The following is an 18,573-nucleotide window of genomic DNA, read 5'->3' on the forward strand; positions in this document are numbered from 1 at the left end:
TTACTAACTAGGGCGAACCTCTAGTTCTGTTTCTTTAGCTGGGTTGATATCAACTACTTTCTTCGCATTCCAAACCGTCAAAGCAAGAAGAAGAGAAACTACACCAGCGGCTAGCCAGAAGTATTGTGCTTGCGAGAAGTCGTATTTGGCTACGCCATCAACCTCAGTGATTTTGATAAGAGAAGCTGATACTAACTCTTGACCAGAAGCTGCGATGTAAGAGAACAGTCCGATAAAGCCTTTAACTGCACCTACGGCATTTTTAGGCATTAAGTCACATGCAGTTAAACCAGCAAGGAAAACAACCAGACCACCAATAGCGAAACCAATCAAACCTAGTGCAACAGCGTCAACAATGCGGTGGTCTGGGCCGAAGAACATCAAACACATACCGCCAATGTTTGCCAATCCGTAAAGTAGAGTAGGAATGTGGCGGTTAGAGTTGAACAGCTTGTCAGAGACAATGCCCGATAGTATTGCACCTGCGAGACCTGCAATAGGGTAGGTGGACATTGCAAAGCCAGCATCGAGTAACGAGTAACCTTTTACTTCTTGAAGATAAAGAACAGCCCAAGAAGACATAGCGTAGCGAGAGATATACATCGCCGCGCACGCTGCAGCAATTAACCAAACAGTCGGTTGCTTCATGATGAACATTTGAGCGCGACGAGTTTCTTTCGGGTCGTTCTTTTTCTTCATCTCAGTCGCTTCATCAAACGCCGTAGCGGCATCTGGCAAACCATAAGTTTGTGGGCGATCTTTTAGGATGAAGAACATACATAGTGCTGCGGCAATCGCTGCGATACCTGCACCGATAAAACCAGCGCGCCAGCCAAAGTAGCTCACTAGAGATGCCGTTAAGATCCAAGTAATACCTTCACCGATGTTACGTGAACCACCCCAGACAGAATATCGACTACCACGTTGCTTTGGTGAGAACCATTGGAACAGGGACACACAAGAAGGAGCTGAACCAACAGATTGGAACCAACCGTTCAAACCCCACAGTAGAATGAAGAAGAGGGCCGTTGTATTCAAACCCATGAATACTGCCGTGATGCCTGACAGTAGCAATGAGAACGACATAAATCGGCCAATGTTGGCGTAGTCAGAAAGGAAGCCGTTCGAGAACTTACCAATTGCGTAAGTGAAGAAAAAAGCCGAACCCATGATGCCGAGTTCTTCGATGGTTACGATGCCTGCATCCAGCATTGGTTTTTTAACAACGCCTAAACTCATACGTACTACGTAGAAGACTGCGTAACCAAAAACCAAGCCTAAAAATACCTGCCATTGGTAGCGTTTGAAACGCGCCTGCATCTCCTCTTTCGAGCCATCTGAAAGAGGGAGGTCAGGACGTGATTTAAAGAAATTAAACATGTTGCACTCCAAGTTTTAATTACAAATGTTTTGTTGCAGGGGCATCTTGAAGTGACAGATTGCACAGTACAAAGGTATGAATTTGAGGCAGAATTGACTCATATTGATATTTAGGCTGAGTCAAAAACGGGAATTTAGAACGGTAGGCTGCTACTTGTTACTGATAGAATATACGTAGTTTAGGTTGAAGTGCGTCAATACTGACTCAAACATACTCTGTAAGATTTTTAACGATCTTTAATAGATTTGAGTTACCGCACATTATTTAAGGTTTTTGGTTAATCTGATGGCTGATTTAAAGCAATTAGGGCGTCGTTTACTTCTGAGTGCTGCTCTTTATACACCACTCACAATCGCAGCAGATAAAGAGCTGGTAATACTCACTACTTTTTCTCAAGCTCCAATAATTGCTTTGGTGGATGACTTTACGCAGCATTATCCTGATGCGGAAGTCAGAATAGTGCACCGTCGTACTCAATCGAGTCTGCAACTGCTAAGCAAAAGCTATATGAAGGATATCGACTTGGTATTGAGCTCATCTCCATTTTTGATGAAAGAGCTTTCTAACGAGCATCGATTAGTTGATATGCCATCTAACGTGCAAGTTCCGAAATGGTTATCTGCCTATTTATTGCCGAATAAAGAGCAAGTTGTTGCGTTTGGGTACTCCGGGGCTGGGATTGTTTGGAACAAAGACTATTTAGCCGCAAACCATTTGCCAGAACCGAAGTGGTTTCAAGATCTGACAAACCCTCTGTACTTTGGACATGTCACCATGAGTACACCAAGTCGTTCAGGAACAACTCAGCTGATGGTTGAGAGTGTACTTAGTCGATATGGTTGGAAAGAGGGCTGGCGCATATTACTCAACGTAGGAGCGAATTTGGCGACGATTTCATCTCGCAGCTTCGGGGTTGCGGATTATATAGTCAAAGGCAAGTTAGGTATTGGACCAACAATTGACAGCTATGCATTGATTGCCCAGCGTAAATTTGACTATGTCGGTTTTGCTTATGATCAAGACTTTACGCTAATGCCCACTTACATTGCTCAAATAAATCGTGGTGAGAGCGACAAGTTGGCAGAAGCCTTTGTTGCGCATTTACTTTCAAAAGAAGTTCAAGAGCAAATGGAAAGCAGCGCAATTTCAAAAACGGCCCTCTATGATACGGCTCGATACAGTGGTGATAACCCAGTGCTCGACCTAAAACAGGTAATGCCGAGAGAAGCACTGATCAATTTGATTTTTGATACCGCGATTACTAAGCGTCTTCCAGAGTTACAAGACGCTTGGCTCACCCTCATTAAACTCAATCTGCTGGTTGGAGATAGTCCTGAACAACAGTGCTCACTCAAGACGATCGAGAAGCAGTTGTTTGAACTACCACTGAGCGAAGAGAAAATAACTACCATTGCCCAAAATTTGGCGACAATGGATAAAGACTCCGAAGTTGGAATGACGCACTACCAAGCCTTGTTGGCGGAGTTTTCTCATGAATTGGGGCGCGCGATGTCGGAAAAGTTGGACAACGTAAATCAACAATTGGCTCACTGTCGGGGGCAAGGGAAGTAGTGTTATACCCGAAATATAAAACCATTGGGGCTCGTTTAGTTGTAGCTTTCGCTTGCAGTACGCTTTTACTCACGGTGGTGTGTGTGGTTGCTTGGGCTACTTGGAACAGTTTAGACAATCAGGTGAGGACTTTGCTGGAAGATAGCGTGCCCAAATACAACGCCAGCTATTTCCTCGAAAGCAAAACGAGTGAAATAAACCGACGCGTTGCAGCGCTTCAAGTCGTTGATAACAAAGTACAGCTGAATGAACAAGCTATACAGGTGAATGAGGAGCTAGCTTCAATTTCAACGGTTCTAAAAAGCAATAGAATGAATTCGGAGTTCTATCAGTTGCTTGAATCGGAAGCAGGACTTACCTCGTTACTGGCAAAATATGTCGATCTGATTTCCACACGAATTGATCAAAATCGGCGTGTCGATCAACTGATGGAACAAATTAACTGGCTCCACCAAGATATTCGCTCCGAGCTCAAACCTCTTCGCCAAGAAGTGCATTGGCAGATTGAGCGGGCAAACGATTCAAAAGATATTCAAAGTTTGTTGGCTAAACTGAGTACATTACAAAAGGTTATTGACGTTGAATCGGCTGTGTATGACATGGCCATTGACGTTTCAGGAGCCTCAATGTCAGAGCAGGTCGATAATGGTATGAAAGTGATTTACTTTCGCCTGTTGGATCTTCAAGAAAGCAGCACAATGTTAATGAACCAACCAACCTCAATAGCTTACAAACAGTTGCTGCAAGAACTCGTAGTGGTGTTGAGTCCTGATGGTGAGTTCGAAAAACAACTTATGTCACTGGTGAAATTAAACGGTGGCATCAAAAAGATGCAAGACCAGATTGCACTAAGTATGGATGCCATCCATCATCAAATCGCAGAATTGGTTCTTACCGCCGACCACACGTTCAAACAAGTAAAAACGGAGACTGCCGAGCGTGTGTCATATGGTAATCACGTTTTGCTCGTTTGCTTCAGCATCTCGATCATGACAAGTATGTTCTTGACGTATTACTTTATCAACCGCCGAATTGTGGCGCGTTTGATAGGACTGGGTGACAGTATTGATGCCATCATCAAAAATGACCTAAATCATCCAGTTGTGGTGGACGGAAATGATGAAATCGGACGCTTGAGTGAAAAGCTCATCGAATATGGTGAAAAGGTACAGGAAATTCAGCGTACTAATGCCTTGAGTTTAATCAACAATACCACGGCGAGTTTGATCACAAGCGACCTCAACGGAGTAGTGGAGTCTGCAAACTTAAGTGCGCGTAAGTTATTGAAACTTGGTGAAGTAAACGAAAGTTGCTCGATTTGGGAATATTTCCCAGAAAGCTGCCGAGAACAGCTAAAAAAGGTATTCGATCGCTCGCACTTGTGGATTGAACTTGGAAAAGTTCATGTGACCTTGTCACTTGGAGGAGATCAGCCTAAATACGTACGTTTCGATATTCGCCCTTTTGCCCACGGAGCCGAATACAAACTTATCATGACTATCACTGATGTGACTCATCAAGAAGTTGCTACGCGAACATTGGAAAGTCGAGTGTTAGAAAAAACGCAAGACCTATTGCTGAAGAACCAGCAGCTAGAAAACGAAATCGAAGAGCGAATTCGAACTGAAGACAATCTTAAAAAAACACAAGATGAACTCATTCAAGCTGCAAAAATGGCGGTTGTAGGCCAAACCATGACGAGCTTAGCGCATGAACTTAACCAGCCACTAAATGCGATGTCGACGTATTTGTACAGCGCGAGAATGTTTGTTCAACAAGACAACCCAGATAAGGTCAGCGAGTCGATCACACATATCGAGGGCTTAACGACTCGGATGACCAAGATTATCAACAGTTTGCGCCAGTTCGCACGGAAGCCAGTCGGTGAGAGTGAAGCAAAGCCTGTATCTATTCATGAAGTCGCGGAGCAAGCGTCGACCATCGTGAATACGCGTGCAAAACGTCAACAGATCACGATAGAAAATAGGCTACCTGATGACGTGAAAGTTCAAGGCGATATGTTGGCGTTAGAACAGATTTTCATAAATGTCTTAGTAAATGGCTGCGATGCGCTAATGGAAAGCACAAGAGAAGATAAAAAACGAATTAAAATGGAATTGGTGGACCGGAGTAAGCAAACCACACTGGTTGCGATCAGTGACAATGCTGTTGGTTTCGGAGAAGAGATTGTGCCACGGATTTTTCAGCCTTTTGTTTCGACAAAAGAGGTTGGGTTAGGGCTAGGAATGAATATTTGTAAATCATTAATAGAAAAGCATAAAGGAAATATCTACCTCGCTTCCTCACTAGAAAAAGGTGCGATGGTTGTGTTGGAGTTACCTAATGATCAATAACCAGTATTCAGTATTATTAGTCGATGATGATCAAGATGTTTTGGATTCATATTCTTACCTAATGAACATCTCATCGATAAAGTCGAAGGCCATTAACGACCCAACACAAGCGTTGCAATACGTCTCTCCTGAGTGGGTGGGCGTTGTGATTCTAGACATGTATATGCCACAGATGCATGGTTTAGAACTGCTGAAACTGATTAAAAATGTTGATGAGCGAATACCCGTTATTGTGATTACTGGGCACGGCGATATTCCGATAGCTGTGGATGCTGTGAAGCAAGGTGCGTGTGAGTTTTTAGAGAAGCCGATTAATCCTGCGGATTTATTAACATTGGTTAAGCACCAGCTTGAAACTCGCACTGGTCAGGTAGAGTTCCAGCGTCAGGCAGAGAAGTCCATTTCACGTTCACTAATTGGTAACTCCGCGCATATGGAGCAGATCCGAAAATATGTCGCGCAATACGCTTTGTTGGACACGCACTTGGTAGTTTATGGCGAGTCAGGTACAGGGCGTCACAGTGTCGCTGGGATCATCAAAGATATGATGACGAAGAACGAAGAGATGGGATATATCACTCTTGCGCTCAGCAACACCACGACAATGAAGTGTATTGATGATGCGACTAACAAGCAGGAGCCGAGTGTGCTTGTGTTAGATAACTTACCAGAATTGCCTGAAGAGGTGCAACGGCATTTGGCTCAGTTGCTGCTGGCGCGTGAGCGTTGTGGTAAAAAAAATCTGCGTGTAGTGACAATTTTTGAGTCCGAGCCGGAAGAGTACATCACTAAGAATCAATTGTTGCCAGAATTATACTATCTGCTTAACCAGGGAGTGGTTCACGTGCCTCCTTTGCGCCAGCGGCCAGATGATATCGTCGCGATATTTCATTATTTCTTGAAATTAAGTTGTAAGAAACTAGGTAAAGCACTGCCAAATGTAGACTCTAACTATCTCGCTCTTTTGAGAAGTTACCCTTGGCCAGGCAATATCCGTGAACTGCGAAACATTGCTGAGTTGTATGCCATCGGGATTGTTAAGCTGACAGGTAAAGAGCGTATCTACTCACAAAATGATATTCAGCTTCCATTAGCAGAGTTGGTAGACGATTTCGAAAAGCAACTCATAGAAGATGCGCTGTTTTTGCATTCTGGGCGAGTTACCGATGCCGCTAATCATCTGCAAATACCCCGAAAAAAGCTGTACTTGAGAATGAAAAAGCACGGAATAGAAAAAGGCAATTACAAGTCGAGATAATAGAAATGTTTGAGAACTGCACCATTAGAATCAGGCACTTTTTATGTCATTTAACTAGTGATGAAAACTAATGTGACGCATAGGTGATGACATTTTAGGGCGTGTTGATCTTTGCTATATATTTCATGTTCAGCAATACATCGGTAGCCACATTAACATAAATACCAGCGATAACATGCTGGTATAAATCCTTTCTATCTTGTCATATCTACTTGAAATGGCTAGATAATGCTTAATTCTCGCAAAGGCATTTTCGACCAAGTGACGATACTTGTATAGACACCAATCCATACTGCCTTTGTCTATATATTGTCCGTAATTGCGTTTAGCAATTACCGTTTCTCCGCCACGTTCCTTAACAAAAGCACGAAAAGGTTCGCTGTCATACCCTTTATCACAAACCATGGTATTAACTTCATCAAGTTGCTCAACTAAACTTTCGAAATGCACTATATCGTGGCGTTGACCTTCTGATAAATCAAAGCAAATCGGCAGGCCACCACTATCAACAGTTAAATGAATTTTGGTTGAATTACCACCACGACTTTTTCCTATTTGCTCTGAGATTTCAGTAGCTGCACCTGTGCTATGCTGATACGCTCGAACTATAGAGCCATCCAGAAAGAGCTACTCAAAGTCAGCTATGCTAGATAAGTCCATGAAAATCCTATCTAAAGTCCCTTTTTTTTACCAAAAATTAAATCACCTGTAAACGGTACTCCACTCTCCGAACTCAGGTGGCAGATCTCGCCAAGGAATACCTGTTCTCATTCGATAAAGTATTCCTTCAAATGTCATTCGATGTTCAGTTTTATCGTAAATACGACCTGTATTTTTCATAAGTCGAAGTAGTAGTTCCCATCGAATATCAGTTAATATTGTTCTTGGTATGGTATTGGTTATGGTTTTACTTTTGGCAAAGCAAATTATAACTCTTTACTATGCTGTTTAAAAAATAATCACGAAAGATCAACACGCCCTAGCTCTTGAAACTCAATAAAGGCATGATCTAGAGGTAAACTCCAAAGTCATAGTTTTATATAAAAGCGTTCTAAATGCCATTTCTCAGGATTCACAATAGCGCTAGTCCTTAGATTGTGCAGTCTGACCTGATTAGTGCAAGTAATCCGTAAATCTATATTTTTGAACAACACCTAACTCATAAATGTCCAAAACCTTGTTACGTTTCTAATACGTTACAGTTAGTGAGCTAGTTTCGAGACACAAAAAAATAATGCGTGTCAAAACTCAAGACCTGCCCCTTTTTTATACGTGATGCAGGCGTCACTCGCTTAAGTCAACATCACTATACCGTGCATTAATACCACGCTGGAGGTTAATCTGGTTCGCATGTCAAAATAGCCGTCGGGACCTTCACTTTGGTTCTCTTCTCTCATTGACCTTTCCGCTCGCCAAACCGCAATGTAGCCTAAGAGCAGAATCAGAGTGGTGAGAAACTCTTGCTGCTCACCGAGCAGCGCCGCTAGCCAAGCTGCCAACACAATAACATTACTCAGAATTAGAGCCTTGTTACTAGATTGGTTTTCGAAGTTCTCTATTCCATTCCCCCACAAGATACCCGACAAAAAGCTCAATATAACCACGCTATAGGTGATGAAGAACGTTTCGCCGCTCAAGCTAAAGAGTTGGCTGTCGGTGAGCGATAACAATAGACCGAATAAAAAGGGGATTAAACCCATGTAACCGAGCTTGACCATGGTGTTGCGTGTTTGAGTTGTCTCCATACAACCTGACCTCATAACTGCTGCTCTATTGCATTTTGGAGGGTAGTACTGGTTGGCGATGTAGAACTCGGGAAGGTTGCTATCACTTTGCCTTCTTTGCTGACCAAGAACTTGTAGAAATTCCATTTCGGTTTAATACCAGCTTGTTGTTGGATCTCGGCAAAGACTGGATTTGCGGCTGGTCCAGAGAGTGATGCACGCGCCATCATCGGAAAGGTTACACCATAATCTAGGTAGCAGACTTTAGCAGATTGCTCCTCGCTTCCTCTGTCTTGGCGAAAGTCATTACTTGGAAAACCAACAACCGTGAAACCTTTCTTTTTGTAGGTTTGGTGAAGCTGCTCAAGTTGCTCGAACTGAGAAGTGAAACCGCACTGACTTGCCGTATTGACAATCAATAAAGTTTTACCTTGAAATTCTTCACAGAGTTCAATCTCTTCATTTGAATTTAACAGCCTTTGTTTGCCGTTAAGTATCTCAGGGCAGCTTGCTGAAAAGGCGAATGAACTTGTTAGGCTCGCGATTAGGGTGGTGGAGCACAGCAGCGAATATTTCATAGGTCTGACTCATTTTAGTTGGCGTAGTTATTGTTACGGTTGATCGACTTGAAATGATCACGTTAAAGACCGTTATCGCTTAAGAATTAGTCATCAGTGAGTAAGTAGGGAGCCACTAAGAGCCTTTGGACTTTACATATCTATAGTTACTCATGATTAGTTAAAGGAATTAAAGTTTAACTAATTTTTCCAGAACATAAGGAAAAATGCTCGTAGTACAATATTCATACGAACAATCCACACCTTGAGTGTTTAAGTTAATATGCACTCGTCATGCGATTTAAGTCACGTTTATCAGTGTTTTTTCTAGGTATTGTCTATTCTTTTCAACTGTTTAATTAGAGGCTGATATGACAAAGAAAATCATCCTAGATACAGATCCGGGCATCGATGATGCAATGGCAATCTTATTTGCAGAAGCGCATCCAGATATTGAGCTGATGGGGATCACCACTGTTTATGGTAATGCGACGATAGACAACGGGACTCAAAATGCCCTTTATCTAAAGCAGAAGTTTGGAATGAAGACGCTGGTGGCTAAGGGAACGGATAAGCCGTTGATAAGAGATCCCGTTGGAGCCACGGTTGTAGTGCATGGTGAGGCTGGATTTGGGGATGTGAAAGCGCCAAATTCATTAGATGTTAAAGCTATTGATAAGCCGGCTTATCAGTTCATTATCGACAGTATTCGAGCTGAGCCAGGAGAGATTACCCTTGTGGCGGTTGGTCCTCTTACTAATCTGGCACTCGCACTTGAAGCTGCTCCTGATATCGTTGACTTGGTCAAAGAAGTGGTTGTTATGGGTGGCGCGTTCGGCGAAAACGACCACAGAGGGAACGTGACACCATTTGCAGAAGCGAATATTCATGATGACCCTCATGCTGCCGATAAGGTGTTTACGGCATCATGGCCAGTAGTCATTATAGGGCTCGATGTGACGGAGGAGAGCTTTTTTACCAGTCAATACCTTGATGAGTTGCGAGATGATGCAGGAGAGGTAGGGCAGTTTATCTGGGATGTTAGCCGTTACTACTTAAAGTTTTATTCTGAAAAAGTAGGAATGGATGGCTGTCATGTTCATGACCCATCAGCTATTGCTTATGTTATCCAACCATCTCTTTTTACAAGTCGTAGTGGTCCTGTCAGGGTAGTCACAGATGGACCTGCGGAAGGGATGACTATTCAGAAAGCTGATCAACGTAACTATATGAATGATGAATGGGGCTTATTTCCAGCACAACAGGTTGGTGTTCAAGTAGATAGCGCTACTTTACTCTCACTCTACAGAGAGACATTAATACACTATTCACAGCAGTAATAGTTGGTTCTGTCGTACATGTTGGGAAGTGCGCGGCAGGCTCATCCTCTAGACACAATGCGTAGAAACGCTCAAAGGCAATGTCAGCTTCATTGGCTTCAATTTAAACTGATCTGCACCATCAATACAAAATACCGAGCTAAGTGCCTTTCCATACTAAAAAGTAATTTCATTTACTGAATTCGCCAGTTCATTTATGTCCAAACGTTTGTTGGCTTTATGATGTGTATTGAGCACAAAAGGGGGCATAAAGCCCCCAATAAGCGTTATTTTCCGAGATTGGCTTGCATAGCTTGAGATTTATCTGCAGTCATAACGAAGTGAAGTTCGCCTCCTGCTTTAAATTCACTGTGCTGGAAAGTGTTATACATATCTAGCGGCTTGCCGTTAATGCTTACCTCTTTGATATATAGGTTATCCGGTCCGTTGTTTTCAGCGGTGACAGTGAATGACCCAGATCCAATATTGACGACGGCTTTATCGAAGATTGGACGACCGATACTATAAGTAGGATCCGTTGGTGAAATTTGATAGAAGCCTAGTGCCGACATCAAATACCAAGCCGACATTTGCCCTACGTCTTCGTTACCGATGATCCCGTCAGGTGTTGGTTTGTAGAACTGGTCATAAACCTGATCTAAGTATTCTTGAGCCTTGTAAGATTCCTCTGTGCGGTTGTACAAATAGATGACGTGATGCGATGGCTCGTTACCGTGAATGTATTGACCAATGTAGCCTGTCATGTCTTGGTGCGCTTCACCACCATTAGGGTCAGCATTGAATAGGTTGTTCAACTTGTCGTTTAACCCTTCGCTACCACCCATAATTTCAGTCAATTTGTCTAAGTCTTGCATGAACGCCCATTGCCATTGCCATGCGTTGCCTTCAGTGTAGTAATACGCGTCTGATTTATATGGGTCAAAGTCAGTTGAAGCGTATTTCAATGCACATGGGTCGCCTTCTTTTAGTTCCGTTGGTACGAAGAAGCCTGTGCCATCTGCTCCGCCAGCATTGGCATCCCAATGTGTCAGAGAGTTATACGAGCGTGCTTTAAACTCTTCATATGCATCCATATCACCAGCCGCTTTCGCCATTTCAGCAATAGTCCAATCGTAGAATGAGAATTCTAGTGAATAGGAGATAGAGTTCCAGTTCGGGTAGCGAACACATGTCTCACTCTCGTGATAGTTTAGCTGTCCCGCCATTAGCGAGCTTAAAATGCCATCATGAATTTGTGGATATTCATGGGGAGTGTAGCGAGCTGATTTTACTGAGGCGGTATATGCTTGTTCTGCATCAATTAGCCCTTTAGTCACCGCGTCACCTAGAATCGCCGCTGAAGGATAGCCAATCATTGTGCCAGTTTCAGAACCATGACCTTCCCATTTAGGCAGCAGACCGAATTCATCGTTAGATTTACGAATTAAGTCTTTTGCGTAAAGTGTTGCTTGGTCAGGATCGATGATCGTCCACATTGGATGCACTGCGCGGAACGTATCCCATGTTGAGTAGATAGAGTAGTTCGGTGTATCACCTTCTTTTAGGGTGCGAACGGTGCCGAGCATATCAACATATTGACCATCTACGTCGTAGAATTCTATTGGGGCAATCATCATGTGGTACATGCCAGTATAAAAATTGGTTTTCTCGGCGTCAGTACCACCTTCCACTTTGATTTTTGCCAGCTTTTCAGCCCATGCGTATTCTGCGCCTTCTTTGACTTTTGTTAGATCAAAACTCGGAGCTTCTGCTTCTAGGTTTTTCTGAGCACCCTGCCAACTCACTGGAGAAATACCAACACGTATTTCTATGGACTCGTCACCAGCACCAAAATTGAGGTACGCGGTGAGATCATCGCCCGAATAAACAGACGATTGGCGCATCTCTCGTGTCGGTTCTTGATCTTGTTCACCTAACATAGCTTTGGCGATAGGTTGGTTAAACTGGGCATAGAAGAATATGTCTTGACCTTGGTGATCTTGACCTTGGAACCAGCCAGTCGATGTTTTTCGGCCTCGGATGGTGTAGTCGTCTACCACTTCGATTTTATTCTTTAATGATTGTCCGTTGTTGTGCATTAAGGTGTGGCCTAAATCAAACTTCACATTACGTTCGGCACCGTCTTCGAAGACATATTTATGTAAACCGACACGCTTAGTTGCCGTGAGTTCAACTTCAATTTGACCTTGATTTAGCTTTGTTTTGTAGTAACCAGCGCTGGCTTCTTCGTTAGTTTTGTCAAAAGTATTCAATTGGCTGTTTGCCATATCCGAATAAGGCAAAACCAATATATCGCCTAGATCTGTGGCACCTGTACCTGATAGGTGTGTATGAGAGAAGCCGTAGAGTGAAACGTCAGTGGAGATAACCTCTCCCGTTTCATAGTTCGATGAATCCCAGTAACCAGAAGCTGAATGCCATGGATTAAGACCAGACTCATGGTCGGTATTAGAACCAATAAAAGTGTCTGGAGACAGTTGAACCATACCCGCAGGTACGGTTGCTCCTGGGAACGTATGACCAGATGCCGCAGTGCCGATCATAGGATCTACGTATTTTAGCACCGCAAGATCAACTAGAGGATCACCGGGTATTGTGGCTGTTGAATCATCGTTGCTATTGCAACCAGTTAGACCGATAAAACTACTGAGAATCGCGCATGCGAGAAGAGAACGTTTGAGTTTCATACAAAACCTATTATTTATAATTTTGAGGGATACAAGTAGAGCGTGTTTGTATTGTTATTTTGAAAATAGAGCCCTTGGGGGAAGGGCTCTAGGGGTGGAGCTTATTGGTTTACGCCGACATCATCTGCGTGGCGTTTTTCATTGCATGCTTAGTTGAACATTCGACTACGTTTGCGTTAGCAAAGCGGTGTGCGTCTTTCACTTGAATATCGTGTGCCAAGATAACCAGTCTCGCGTTAGCTACATCTAGGTCGGTGATGCGGTTTTGAATACCGTTTTGACCTTGAGTTTCTACCTTAACCTTAAGACCTGCAGCTAAGCCTGCTTTCTCTAGTGCTTTTGCTGCCATGAAGGTGTGTGCAACACCTGAAGGGCAACATGTTACTGCTACGATGTCGTACTCGCCTTCGCCAGCGGCAGGAACCGCTTGAGTTTGTACTGGTGTTTCAGCCATATCTTCTTCGGTTTCAACCGCGACAGGTTTCCAGAAGCCAACAATAACCGCTGTGGTTAATGAGCCAAGTGCAATACCGACTACATACATTGGAATGTTGCTTGATACTGGTGCTGTGATTAGACCGCCCCACGGTGCGTGCAGAAGAACGTCTGTCATAAAGCCAAACACACAGCCAACGATACCACCGGCAACGATTGAAGGAAGTACGCGCATTGGGTCGTTCGCGGCGAATGGGATAGCGCCCTCAGAGATACCGATAGAACCCATAATTGCTGCCGCTTTGCCTGCTTCTTGCTCTTGTTTAGAGAATTTGTTTTTGAATAGGAAAGTCGCCAGAGCCATACCTAGAGGTGGAGTACAAATCGCGATGCCTACGCCGCCCATTAGCCATGGTTGTGTGTCTACTTGAGTTTGAGCAAATAGTGTTGCTACTTTGTTGATAGGACCGCCCATATCAAACGCAGTCATACCACCAAGGATGGTGCCTAAAACCATCTTAGAAGCGCCAGCCATTGAAGCTAGGAACTCGTTCATAGAAGACATGAACAGTTTGATTGGCTCACCGATTCCCCAAAGTACGATACCGGCAGAAATTAATGTGCCTAGAAGTGGGTAGATGAAGTAAGCACCAAGTGCTGTCATGTTTGAAGAAAGTGGGATCTTCTTCAGTTGGAACACCACGCCACCTGCGATAAAACCAGCCACGATACAGCCAAGGAAGCCGCCGCCCATATCTGCCATGATGCCAGATGAAATCATCGCTGGTGCAAGGGCTGGTTTGTCTGCAATTGAGTAACCAATAAAGCCACCAAGAATGATTGGGAAAAGAACAAGCCCTTTGATACCGATATTAGAAATGTCAGCCAGCAAGCCATCGGCAGGAACCGCGCCTTTACCTGATGCCATTACCGCTAGAGCTAAAAGAACACCGCCGGCTACAATGAAAGGTAGCATGTGTGATGTACCAAAAAGCAGGTGACCTTTCATGGTGCTGAGTATTTTTTTATAATCGCTACTGCTATTTTTATTTTTTGAATTAGCATTATTATTCGTAGCTTGATTTGTTAGGGTGGTCATAATTTTCTACGCCTTATGAATTAATTAAAATATTAAGTATTTGATGTTCATCTTTTGCGTTATGGATATTTTGAATAAACTCATCGCTGAATTTTCCAAATAATTCTTGTAGTACATAAATATGATGGTCAGCGCCGTTGTCTGGTGAGGCAATCATAAAAAACACGGTTGGGTTAATGCCATCTTCATCGCCATATTCAATGCCTTCTCGTTTTACTCCAACAGCTATTGCAGGCTCAGTTACCGCTTGGCTTTTCGAGTGTGGGTAGGCGATGCCATCCATCGAAGTAATGCTTTGAGATTCGCGAATTTCGATGTCTGTTAAAAAGGCATCTTTATTACCGATTCGGTTATTTTTAAATAACATTGTTGCGAGTTCTTCAAACAGTTCTTTCTTATTATTTGCTTGAAGGTTGTTATTAATTAAATTGACGTTAGTTAGCTGTGTGATCATTTATTAACTCATTCACTTTTGAAGTTCTTGAATTAAAATTAATGGATTAACAGCATTCGCGAAATAGCAAATAAAAGCCCTTCACTGTACATTTGTACCAAGCAAAATTAAGTGTGATTTGCATCATTTATACAGTGTGATATTGGTCATGGTGCATCATCGTTGATAACGATTCTTAACTTAGGAATTGGAGTGTGCAGAAACAAAAATGCCCCGCAAAGCAGGGCATGAGTAGTGTTAAGTAAGTGTGTTTGATCTGTTTATCGAAAATTAACTGTAAGCGCGTGCGACACGTCCAATACAATCCAGTTTGTAGCTCTCAGCATAAGCGGGAATGAAAACTGACTGACCTTTTTCTATCACGCAGGTTTCGCCGCAAGGGTGAGTGAGCAGCATAGATTCATCGAGCGGTAGCAAGATCTCTGCACCCTCTGTGGTGATTTTCCTTTGATGAGAGTTTTGAACAATAGAGAACTTAAAGTCCTCCACTGGAATCTGGTATTCCATTACATCACCTTGCTCAATCGGGCTTAGTAGCAACCTATCTGCAGGCTTTTCATTAAATCGAGTACAAGAGACTAGCTCATTCACGTCCATATATTTAGGCGTTAACCCTGCGCGAAGCACATTGTCTGAGTTCGCCATAATTTCTAAGCCGGTGCCTTTTATGTAGGCGTGCGGTGTTTCAGCATCCAGATACATAGCTTGCCCAGGTTTTAGAGTGATCACGTTGAGTAGCAGTGGGGCGAATAAACCCACATCACCGGGATATTGCTCTTCCAACTCTGAGATTAACTGGAATACGGGTGCATCAGAAAGCTTAGCCTTCATCAGCAACATGGTAAGTGACATTCCTTTTTGCTCGCCCTCCAAAGACAACAAGCTCGCGAAGAAGCTTGCTAACCCATTGGGAGTTTGGTCGCCCGTTAAGTCGTTGACCATTGAATGCAGCTCTGGAATGTCGAGGTATTGGAAATGCTCAAGGATCTCATTAATCGCTCTAAAGCCGTTCATCGCCGTGTAGTCGGTTAATGCGTAAACCAGCTCTGGCTTGTGATTGGCATCTTTGTAATTACGGTTACCCGCCGTCATAGGAATGCCTTGTTGCTCTTCTAGAGCATATCCAGATTCTGCTTGCTGCTTGTTTGGATGAACTTGCACAGACAGCGCTTTCTCTGCTGCTAACACCTTAAACAGATAAGGAAGTTCTCCAAATCGACGAGCCACTTTTTCACTAAGGAACAGGTTCAAGTTTTGAGAGATTAGGCTCGACAGTGTGGTTTGTTGCCCGTTATTAGTCACCATCGAGCAACCGTTGGGGTGAGCGCCCATCCATATTTCCGCTTGCGGTTCACCAGACTGGTTATCAATACCAAACAATTGGCTAAACGAAGAAGGGCTACCCCATGCGTAGTTTTGAATTACGTTGGTCATAGGGTAGAAGAAGCGTTGTACGAACGAGTCGTTCGCTAAAGAAAAATCAGACATCGAAATCACCATGAAGGGAAACATGGCTTGAGCTCTACCCGATTTATTTAAAGTACAAGAGTAGAGGGGCTCAAGCCATTGGAGTTGAAATGGCTTAAGCCGCTGCTGTCATTAGCTTGGCTTTGCGTAGGTTTTTAAGCGCGATACAAGTAACAGCAGTCACACCTGCACCTGATGCCATGCACAGAAGAGCCAGCATTGGGTAATTCATTGCGCCTAGTAGAGCCACAACGGGGCCACCGTGAGCAACGCTGTTGGTGATGCCGAATGAGAACGCCATAACCGCTGCAGTCATTGAACCAAGCACGTTGGCTGGGATAACCGACATTGGGTCTTGAGCGGCGAAAGGAATCGCACCTTCAGAGATACCCACCAAACCCATCGCGCCTGCTGCTTTGCCGGCTTCAATTTCAGAAGATTCGAACAGGTCGAACTTGCGGCCAAGTCTGGTTGCGATAGCCATACCGAGTGGAGCCACAGGGATTGCACACGCCATCGCACCCATGAATTGAGTCTGACCGCTGGCAATCATGCCAACTGAGAATAGGAATGCCACCTTGTTGAATGGTCCGCCCATATCGAAACCAGCCATACCACCCAATACGATGCCAAGCAGAACCACGTTGCCTGTACTCATGCTAGTTAGCAGTGCAGTAAGAGCATCCATTAGCCCAGCGATAGGTGCGCCAATCACAAAGATGAACAGACCTGCGATGAACAAAGAGCCAGTGATCGGAGCGATCATGATAGGCACAAGCGGTTGAACGAACTTGTGGTAGTTAAACGAGGTGATCCATTTAACGAAGTAACCTACCAATAGACCTGCGATGATCGCGCCAATGAAACCCGTACCAGCATCTGCGCCGTAGAAAGAGCCGTTGTTTGCAATCCAACCGCCAATCAAACCTGGGGTTAGGGCAGGGCGGTCGGCAATCGCGTAAGCAATGTAGCCAGCCAAGATTGGGATCATTAGGGTGAACGCAACCACGCCCACTTCTAGAATTTGGTTCCACATGCTGCCTGCTGGAATCGCCATGCCGGATTCACTTGGCTCGCCGCCAATTGCCAGTGCAAGCGCAATCAAAAGACCGCCTGTTACCACGAATGGGATCATGTGAGATACGCCATTCATCAAGTAGCGGTAAAGGTCTGAACGCGCTTGTGAGGCTTTTTCTGCGACAGATTGGTTGTTCGGTGTTTGTTCTGCTTGGTAGCTTGGCGCACTGAGTGCTTGTTTAATTAAGCCTTGTGCGTCTTTGATTGGCGCTTTTACGTTGGTGCTGATGACGCGTTTTCCGACAAAGCGAGCCATGTCGACTTGTTTGTCACAAGCCACCACAATCGCATCTGCACGTTCGATCTCTTCTTGAGTCGGGCTGTTTTTAACACCAATTGAACCGTTGGTTTCGACCTTAATATCGTAGCCAAGAGCCGCAGCGCCTTTCTCTAGTGCTTCGGCTGCTAAGTAAGTGTGTGCAACGCCAGCTGGGCAGCCTGTCACACCTATGATGAAGCCTTGATTCTCAACGTTAATTTCGGTTGCGGATGGTTCAGGCTTTTTAAGCAGTAGTTCCAAAGCCTCTTGTTCAGAGCCGGCATTCATGAAGTTTTCGATAAAACCTTCTTCAATCAGTTTTGAAGATAGCTCTGCCAGTACTTCAATATGGTGATTATCGCCACCATCTGGAGAGGCAATCATAAAGAACAGCTTTGATGGCTGACCATCATCTGCGCCGTACTCAATACCCTGTTTGTGAACACCGATAACAACGGCTGGTTTGATAACCGCGCTGCTTTTTGCGTGTGGCAGGGCAATACCTTCTTCAAACCCTGTATTACCTTGTTCTTCTCTTGCCTTAATATCGGCAAGAAATTGCGCTTTGTCTGAAATTCTGCCTTGCGCGTAAAGCACATCTATCAGCTCTTTAAAAACTTCTTCTTTTGAATTGGCGCTAAGCGAAAGCTTAATCAAATCTTGATTGATCAATGTCGTGATCATAATGAACCCCTACTTTGTTTTTATTTTGTTAGGGGTATTTTGAAATTGATTACTTGCCTTCTGTAGTGAAGAAAAAACGCATTTACTGGATGATTGTTGCGTGATTGATGGAGTGTGATTTTGATCGAGCGGTCGACCATTCTTAGACCTGTATTGACAAGACTTACGGGGTGTTAAGGCTTTTAAATATAAGGGATGTAGCGTAGTTACTTGTTTGAGATGTAA

General features: G+C 43.9%; 12 protein-coding genes and 1 pseudogene. 4 read left to right on the top strand and 9 right to left on the bottom strand.

All coding sequences use genetic code 11. The annotated features are described in order from the left end of the window. Nucleotides 1-3: 3 nt before the first annotated feature. Nucleotides 4-1,380 carry an MFS transporter gene (locus L4C37_RS06565; protein WP_137372854.1) on the bottom strand — a complete coding sequence of 459 codons (1,377 nt, stop codon included), beginning with the start codon at nucleotides 1,378-1,380 and terminating at the stop codon, nucleotides 4-6. Between the two features lie 286 nt (nucleotides 1,381-1,666). Here L4C37_RS06565 and L4C37_RS06570 point away from each other — a divergent pair, with 286 nt between their 5' ends. The 3 genes from L4C37_RS06570 to L4C37_RS06580 are packed head-to-tail and all read left to right on the top strand — an operon-like array spanning nucleotide 1,667 to nucleotide 6,565. Further along, a complete protein-coding gene (locus L4C37_RS06570) occupies nucleotides 1,667-2,953 on the top strand; it encodes an ABC transporter substrate-binding protein (RefSeq protein ID WP_167494010.1) in 1,287 nt (428 codons plus the stop codon). Then, the gene (locus L4C37_RS06575; protein ID WP_273293405.1) at nucleotides 2,953-5,307 is read left to right on the top strand and encodes an ATP-binding protein; all 2,355 of its coding nucleotides are present in this window, start codon (nucleotides 2,953-2,955) and stop codon (nucleotides 5,305-5,307) included. Before L4C37_RS06570 ends, L4C37_RS06575 begins: the two co-directional genes overlap by 1 nt. Continuing rightward, nucleotides 5,297-6,565, top strand: a complete 1,269-nt coding sequence (locus L4C37_RS06580; RefSeq protein ID WP_273293416.1) for a sigma-54-dependent transcriptional regulator — start codon at nucleotides 5,297-5,299, stop codon at nucleotides 6,563-6,565. Before L4C37_RS06575 ends, L4C37_RS06580 begins: the two co-directional genes overlap by 11 nt. A gap of 129 nt (nucleotides 6,566-6,694) precedes the next feature. Here the strand turns inward: L4C37_RS06580 and L4C37_RS06585 are convergent. The 3 genes and pseudogenes from L4C37_RS06585 to L4C37_RS06595 form a co-directional block, all read right to left on the bottom strand. Beyond that, nucleotides 6,695-7,456: pseudogene (locus tag L4C37_RS06585) on the bottom strand (IS5 family transposase). A 401-nt stretch (nucleotides 7,457-7,857) separates the two neighbouring features. Further along, complete coding sequence (locus tag L4C37_RS06590) at nucleotides 7,858-8,325, bottom strand: DUF3429 domain-containing protein (protein WP_429768179.1); 468 nt, start codon at nucleotides 8,323-8,325, stop codon at nucleotides 7,858-7,860. Continuing rightward, nucleotides 8,322-8,867 (bottom strand): glutathione peroxidase, encoded by a 546-nt coding sequence (locus tag L4C37_RS06595; RefSeq protein WP_429768180.1) that lies wholly within the window; start codon nucleotides 8,865-8,867, stop codon nucleotides 8,322-8,324. Before L4C37_RS06595 ends, L4C37_RS06590 begins: the two co-directional genes overlap by 4 nt. Nucleotides 8,868-9,217: 350 nt before the next feature. On the opposite strand from L4C37_RS06595, the gene L4C37_RS06600 reads away from it, so the two are divergent. Beyond that, complete coding sequence (locus L4C37_RS06600) at nucleotides 9,218-10,186, top strand: nucleoside hydrolase (protein ID WP_273293408.1); 969 nt, start codon at nucleotides 9,218-9,220, stop codon at nucleotides 10,184-10,186. A 266-nt stretch (nucleotides 10,187-10,452) separates the two neighbouring features. On the opposite strand, the gene L4C37_RS06605 is transcribed toward L4C37_RS06600, so the two are convergent. The 5 genes from L4C37_RS06605 to L4C37_RS06625 all read right to left on the bottom strand — a co-directional run bounded on the left by L4C37_RS06605 (nucleotide 10,453) and on the right by L4C37_RS06625 (nucleotide 18,348). Next, on the bottom strand, nucleotides 10,453-12,873 hold the full coding sequence (locus L4C37_RS06605; protein ID WP_429768181.1) for a GH92 family glycosyl hydrolase: 2,421 nt from the start codon (nucleotides 12,871-12,873) through the stop codon (nucleotides 10,453-10,455). 109 nt (nucleotides 12,874-12,982) lie between these two features. Further along, on the bottom strand, nucleotides 12,983-14,407 hold the full coding sequence (locus L4C37_RS06610) for a PTS fructose transporter subunit IIBC (protein ID WP_372266105.1): 1,425 nt from the start codon (nucleotides 14,405-14,407) through the stop codon (nucleotides 12,983-12,985). 13 nt (nucleotides 14,408-14,420) lie between these two features. Further along, the gene (locus L4C37_RS06615) at nucleotides 14,421-14,861 is read right to left on the bottom strand and encodes a PTS sugar transporter subunit IIA (protein WP_429768182.1); all 441 of its coding nucleotides are present in this window, start codon (nucleotides 14,859-14,861) and stop codon (nucleotides 14,421-14,423) included. Between the two features lie 270 nt (nucleotides 14,862-15,131). Further along, nucleotides 15,132-16,349, bottom strand: coding sequence for a mannose-6-phosphate isomerase, class I (gene manA, locus L4C37_RS06620; RefSeq protein ID WP_137372862.1), 1,218 nt, complete (start codon nucleotides 16,347-16,349; stop codon nucleotides 15,132-15,134). A 94-nt stretch (nucleotides 16,350-16,443) separates the two neighbouring features. Further along, nucleotides 16,444-18,348: a PTS fructose transporter subunit IIABC gene (locus L4C37_RS06625; protein WP_429768183.1), complete on the bottom strand. Its 1,905-nt coding sequence runs from the start codon at nucleotides 18,346-18,348 to the stop codon at nucleotides 16,444-16,446. Between the last annotated feature and the right edge of the window lie 225 nt (nucleotides 18,349-18,573).

The sequence above is a fragment of the Vibrio kagoshimensis genome (genome assembly GCF_050337535.1).
Lineage (GTDB): Bacteria > Pseudomonadota > Gammaproteobacteria > Enterobacterales > Vibrionaceae > Vibrio > Vibrio gallaecicus.

What these genes read in the sequence shown, in the direction of transcription:
- L4C37_RS06625 (WP_429768183.1), bottom strand. Translation starts at nt 18,348, where the DNA reads ATGATCACGACATTGATCAATCAAGATTTGATTAAGCTTTCGCTTAGC.
- L4C37_RS06570 (WP_167494010.1), top strand. Translation starts at nt 1,667, where the DNA reads ATGGCTGATTTAAAGCAATTAGGGCGTCGTTTACTTCTGAGTGCTGCT.
- L4C37_RS06595 (WP_429768180.1), bottom strand. Translation starts at nt 8,867, where the DNA reads ATGAAATATTCGCTGCTGTGCTCCACCACCCTAATCGCGAGCCTAACA.
- L4C37_RS06580 (WP_273293416.1), top strand. Translation starts at nt 5,297, where the DNA reads ATGATCAATAACCAGTATTCAGTATTATTAGTCGATGATGATCAAGAT.
- L4C37_RS06565 (WP_137372854.1), bottom strand. Translation starts at nt 1,380, where the DNA reads ATGTTTAATTTCTTTAAATCACGTCCTGACCTCCCTCTTTCAGATGGC.
- L4C37_RS06600 (WP_273293408.1), top strand. Translation starts at nt 9,218, where the DNA reads ATGACAAAGAAAATCATCCTAGATACAGATCCGGGCATCGATGATGCA.
- L4C37_RS06615 (WP_429768182.1), bottom strand. Translation starts at nt 14,861, where the DNA reads ATGATCACACAGCTAACTAACGTCAATTTAATTAATAACAACCTTCAA.
- manA (WP_137372862.1), bottom strand. Translation starts at nt 16,349, where the DNA reads ATGTCTGATTTTTCTTTAGCGAACGACTCGTTCGTACAACGCTTCTTC.
- L4C37_RS06605 (WP_429768181.1), bottom strand. Translation starts at nt 12,873, where the DNA reads ATGAAACTCAAACGTTCTCTTCTCGCATGCGCGATTCTCAGTAGTTTT.
- L4C37_RS06610 (WP_372266105.1), bottom strand. Translation starts at nt 14,407, where the DNA reads ATGACCACCCTAACAAATCAAGCTACGAATAATAATGCTAATTCAAAA.
- L4C37_RS06590 (WP_429768179.1), bottom strand. Translation starts at nt 8,325, where the DNA reads ATGAGGTCAGGTTGTATGGAGACAACTCAAACACGCAACACCATGGTC.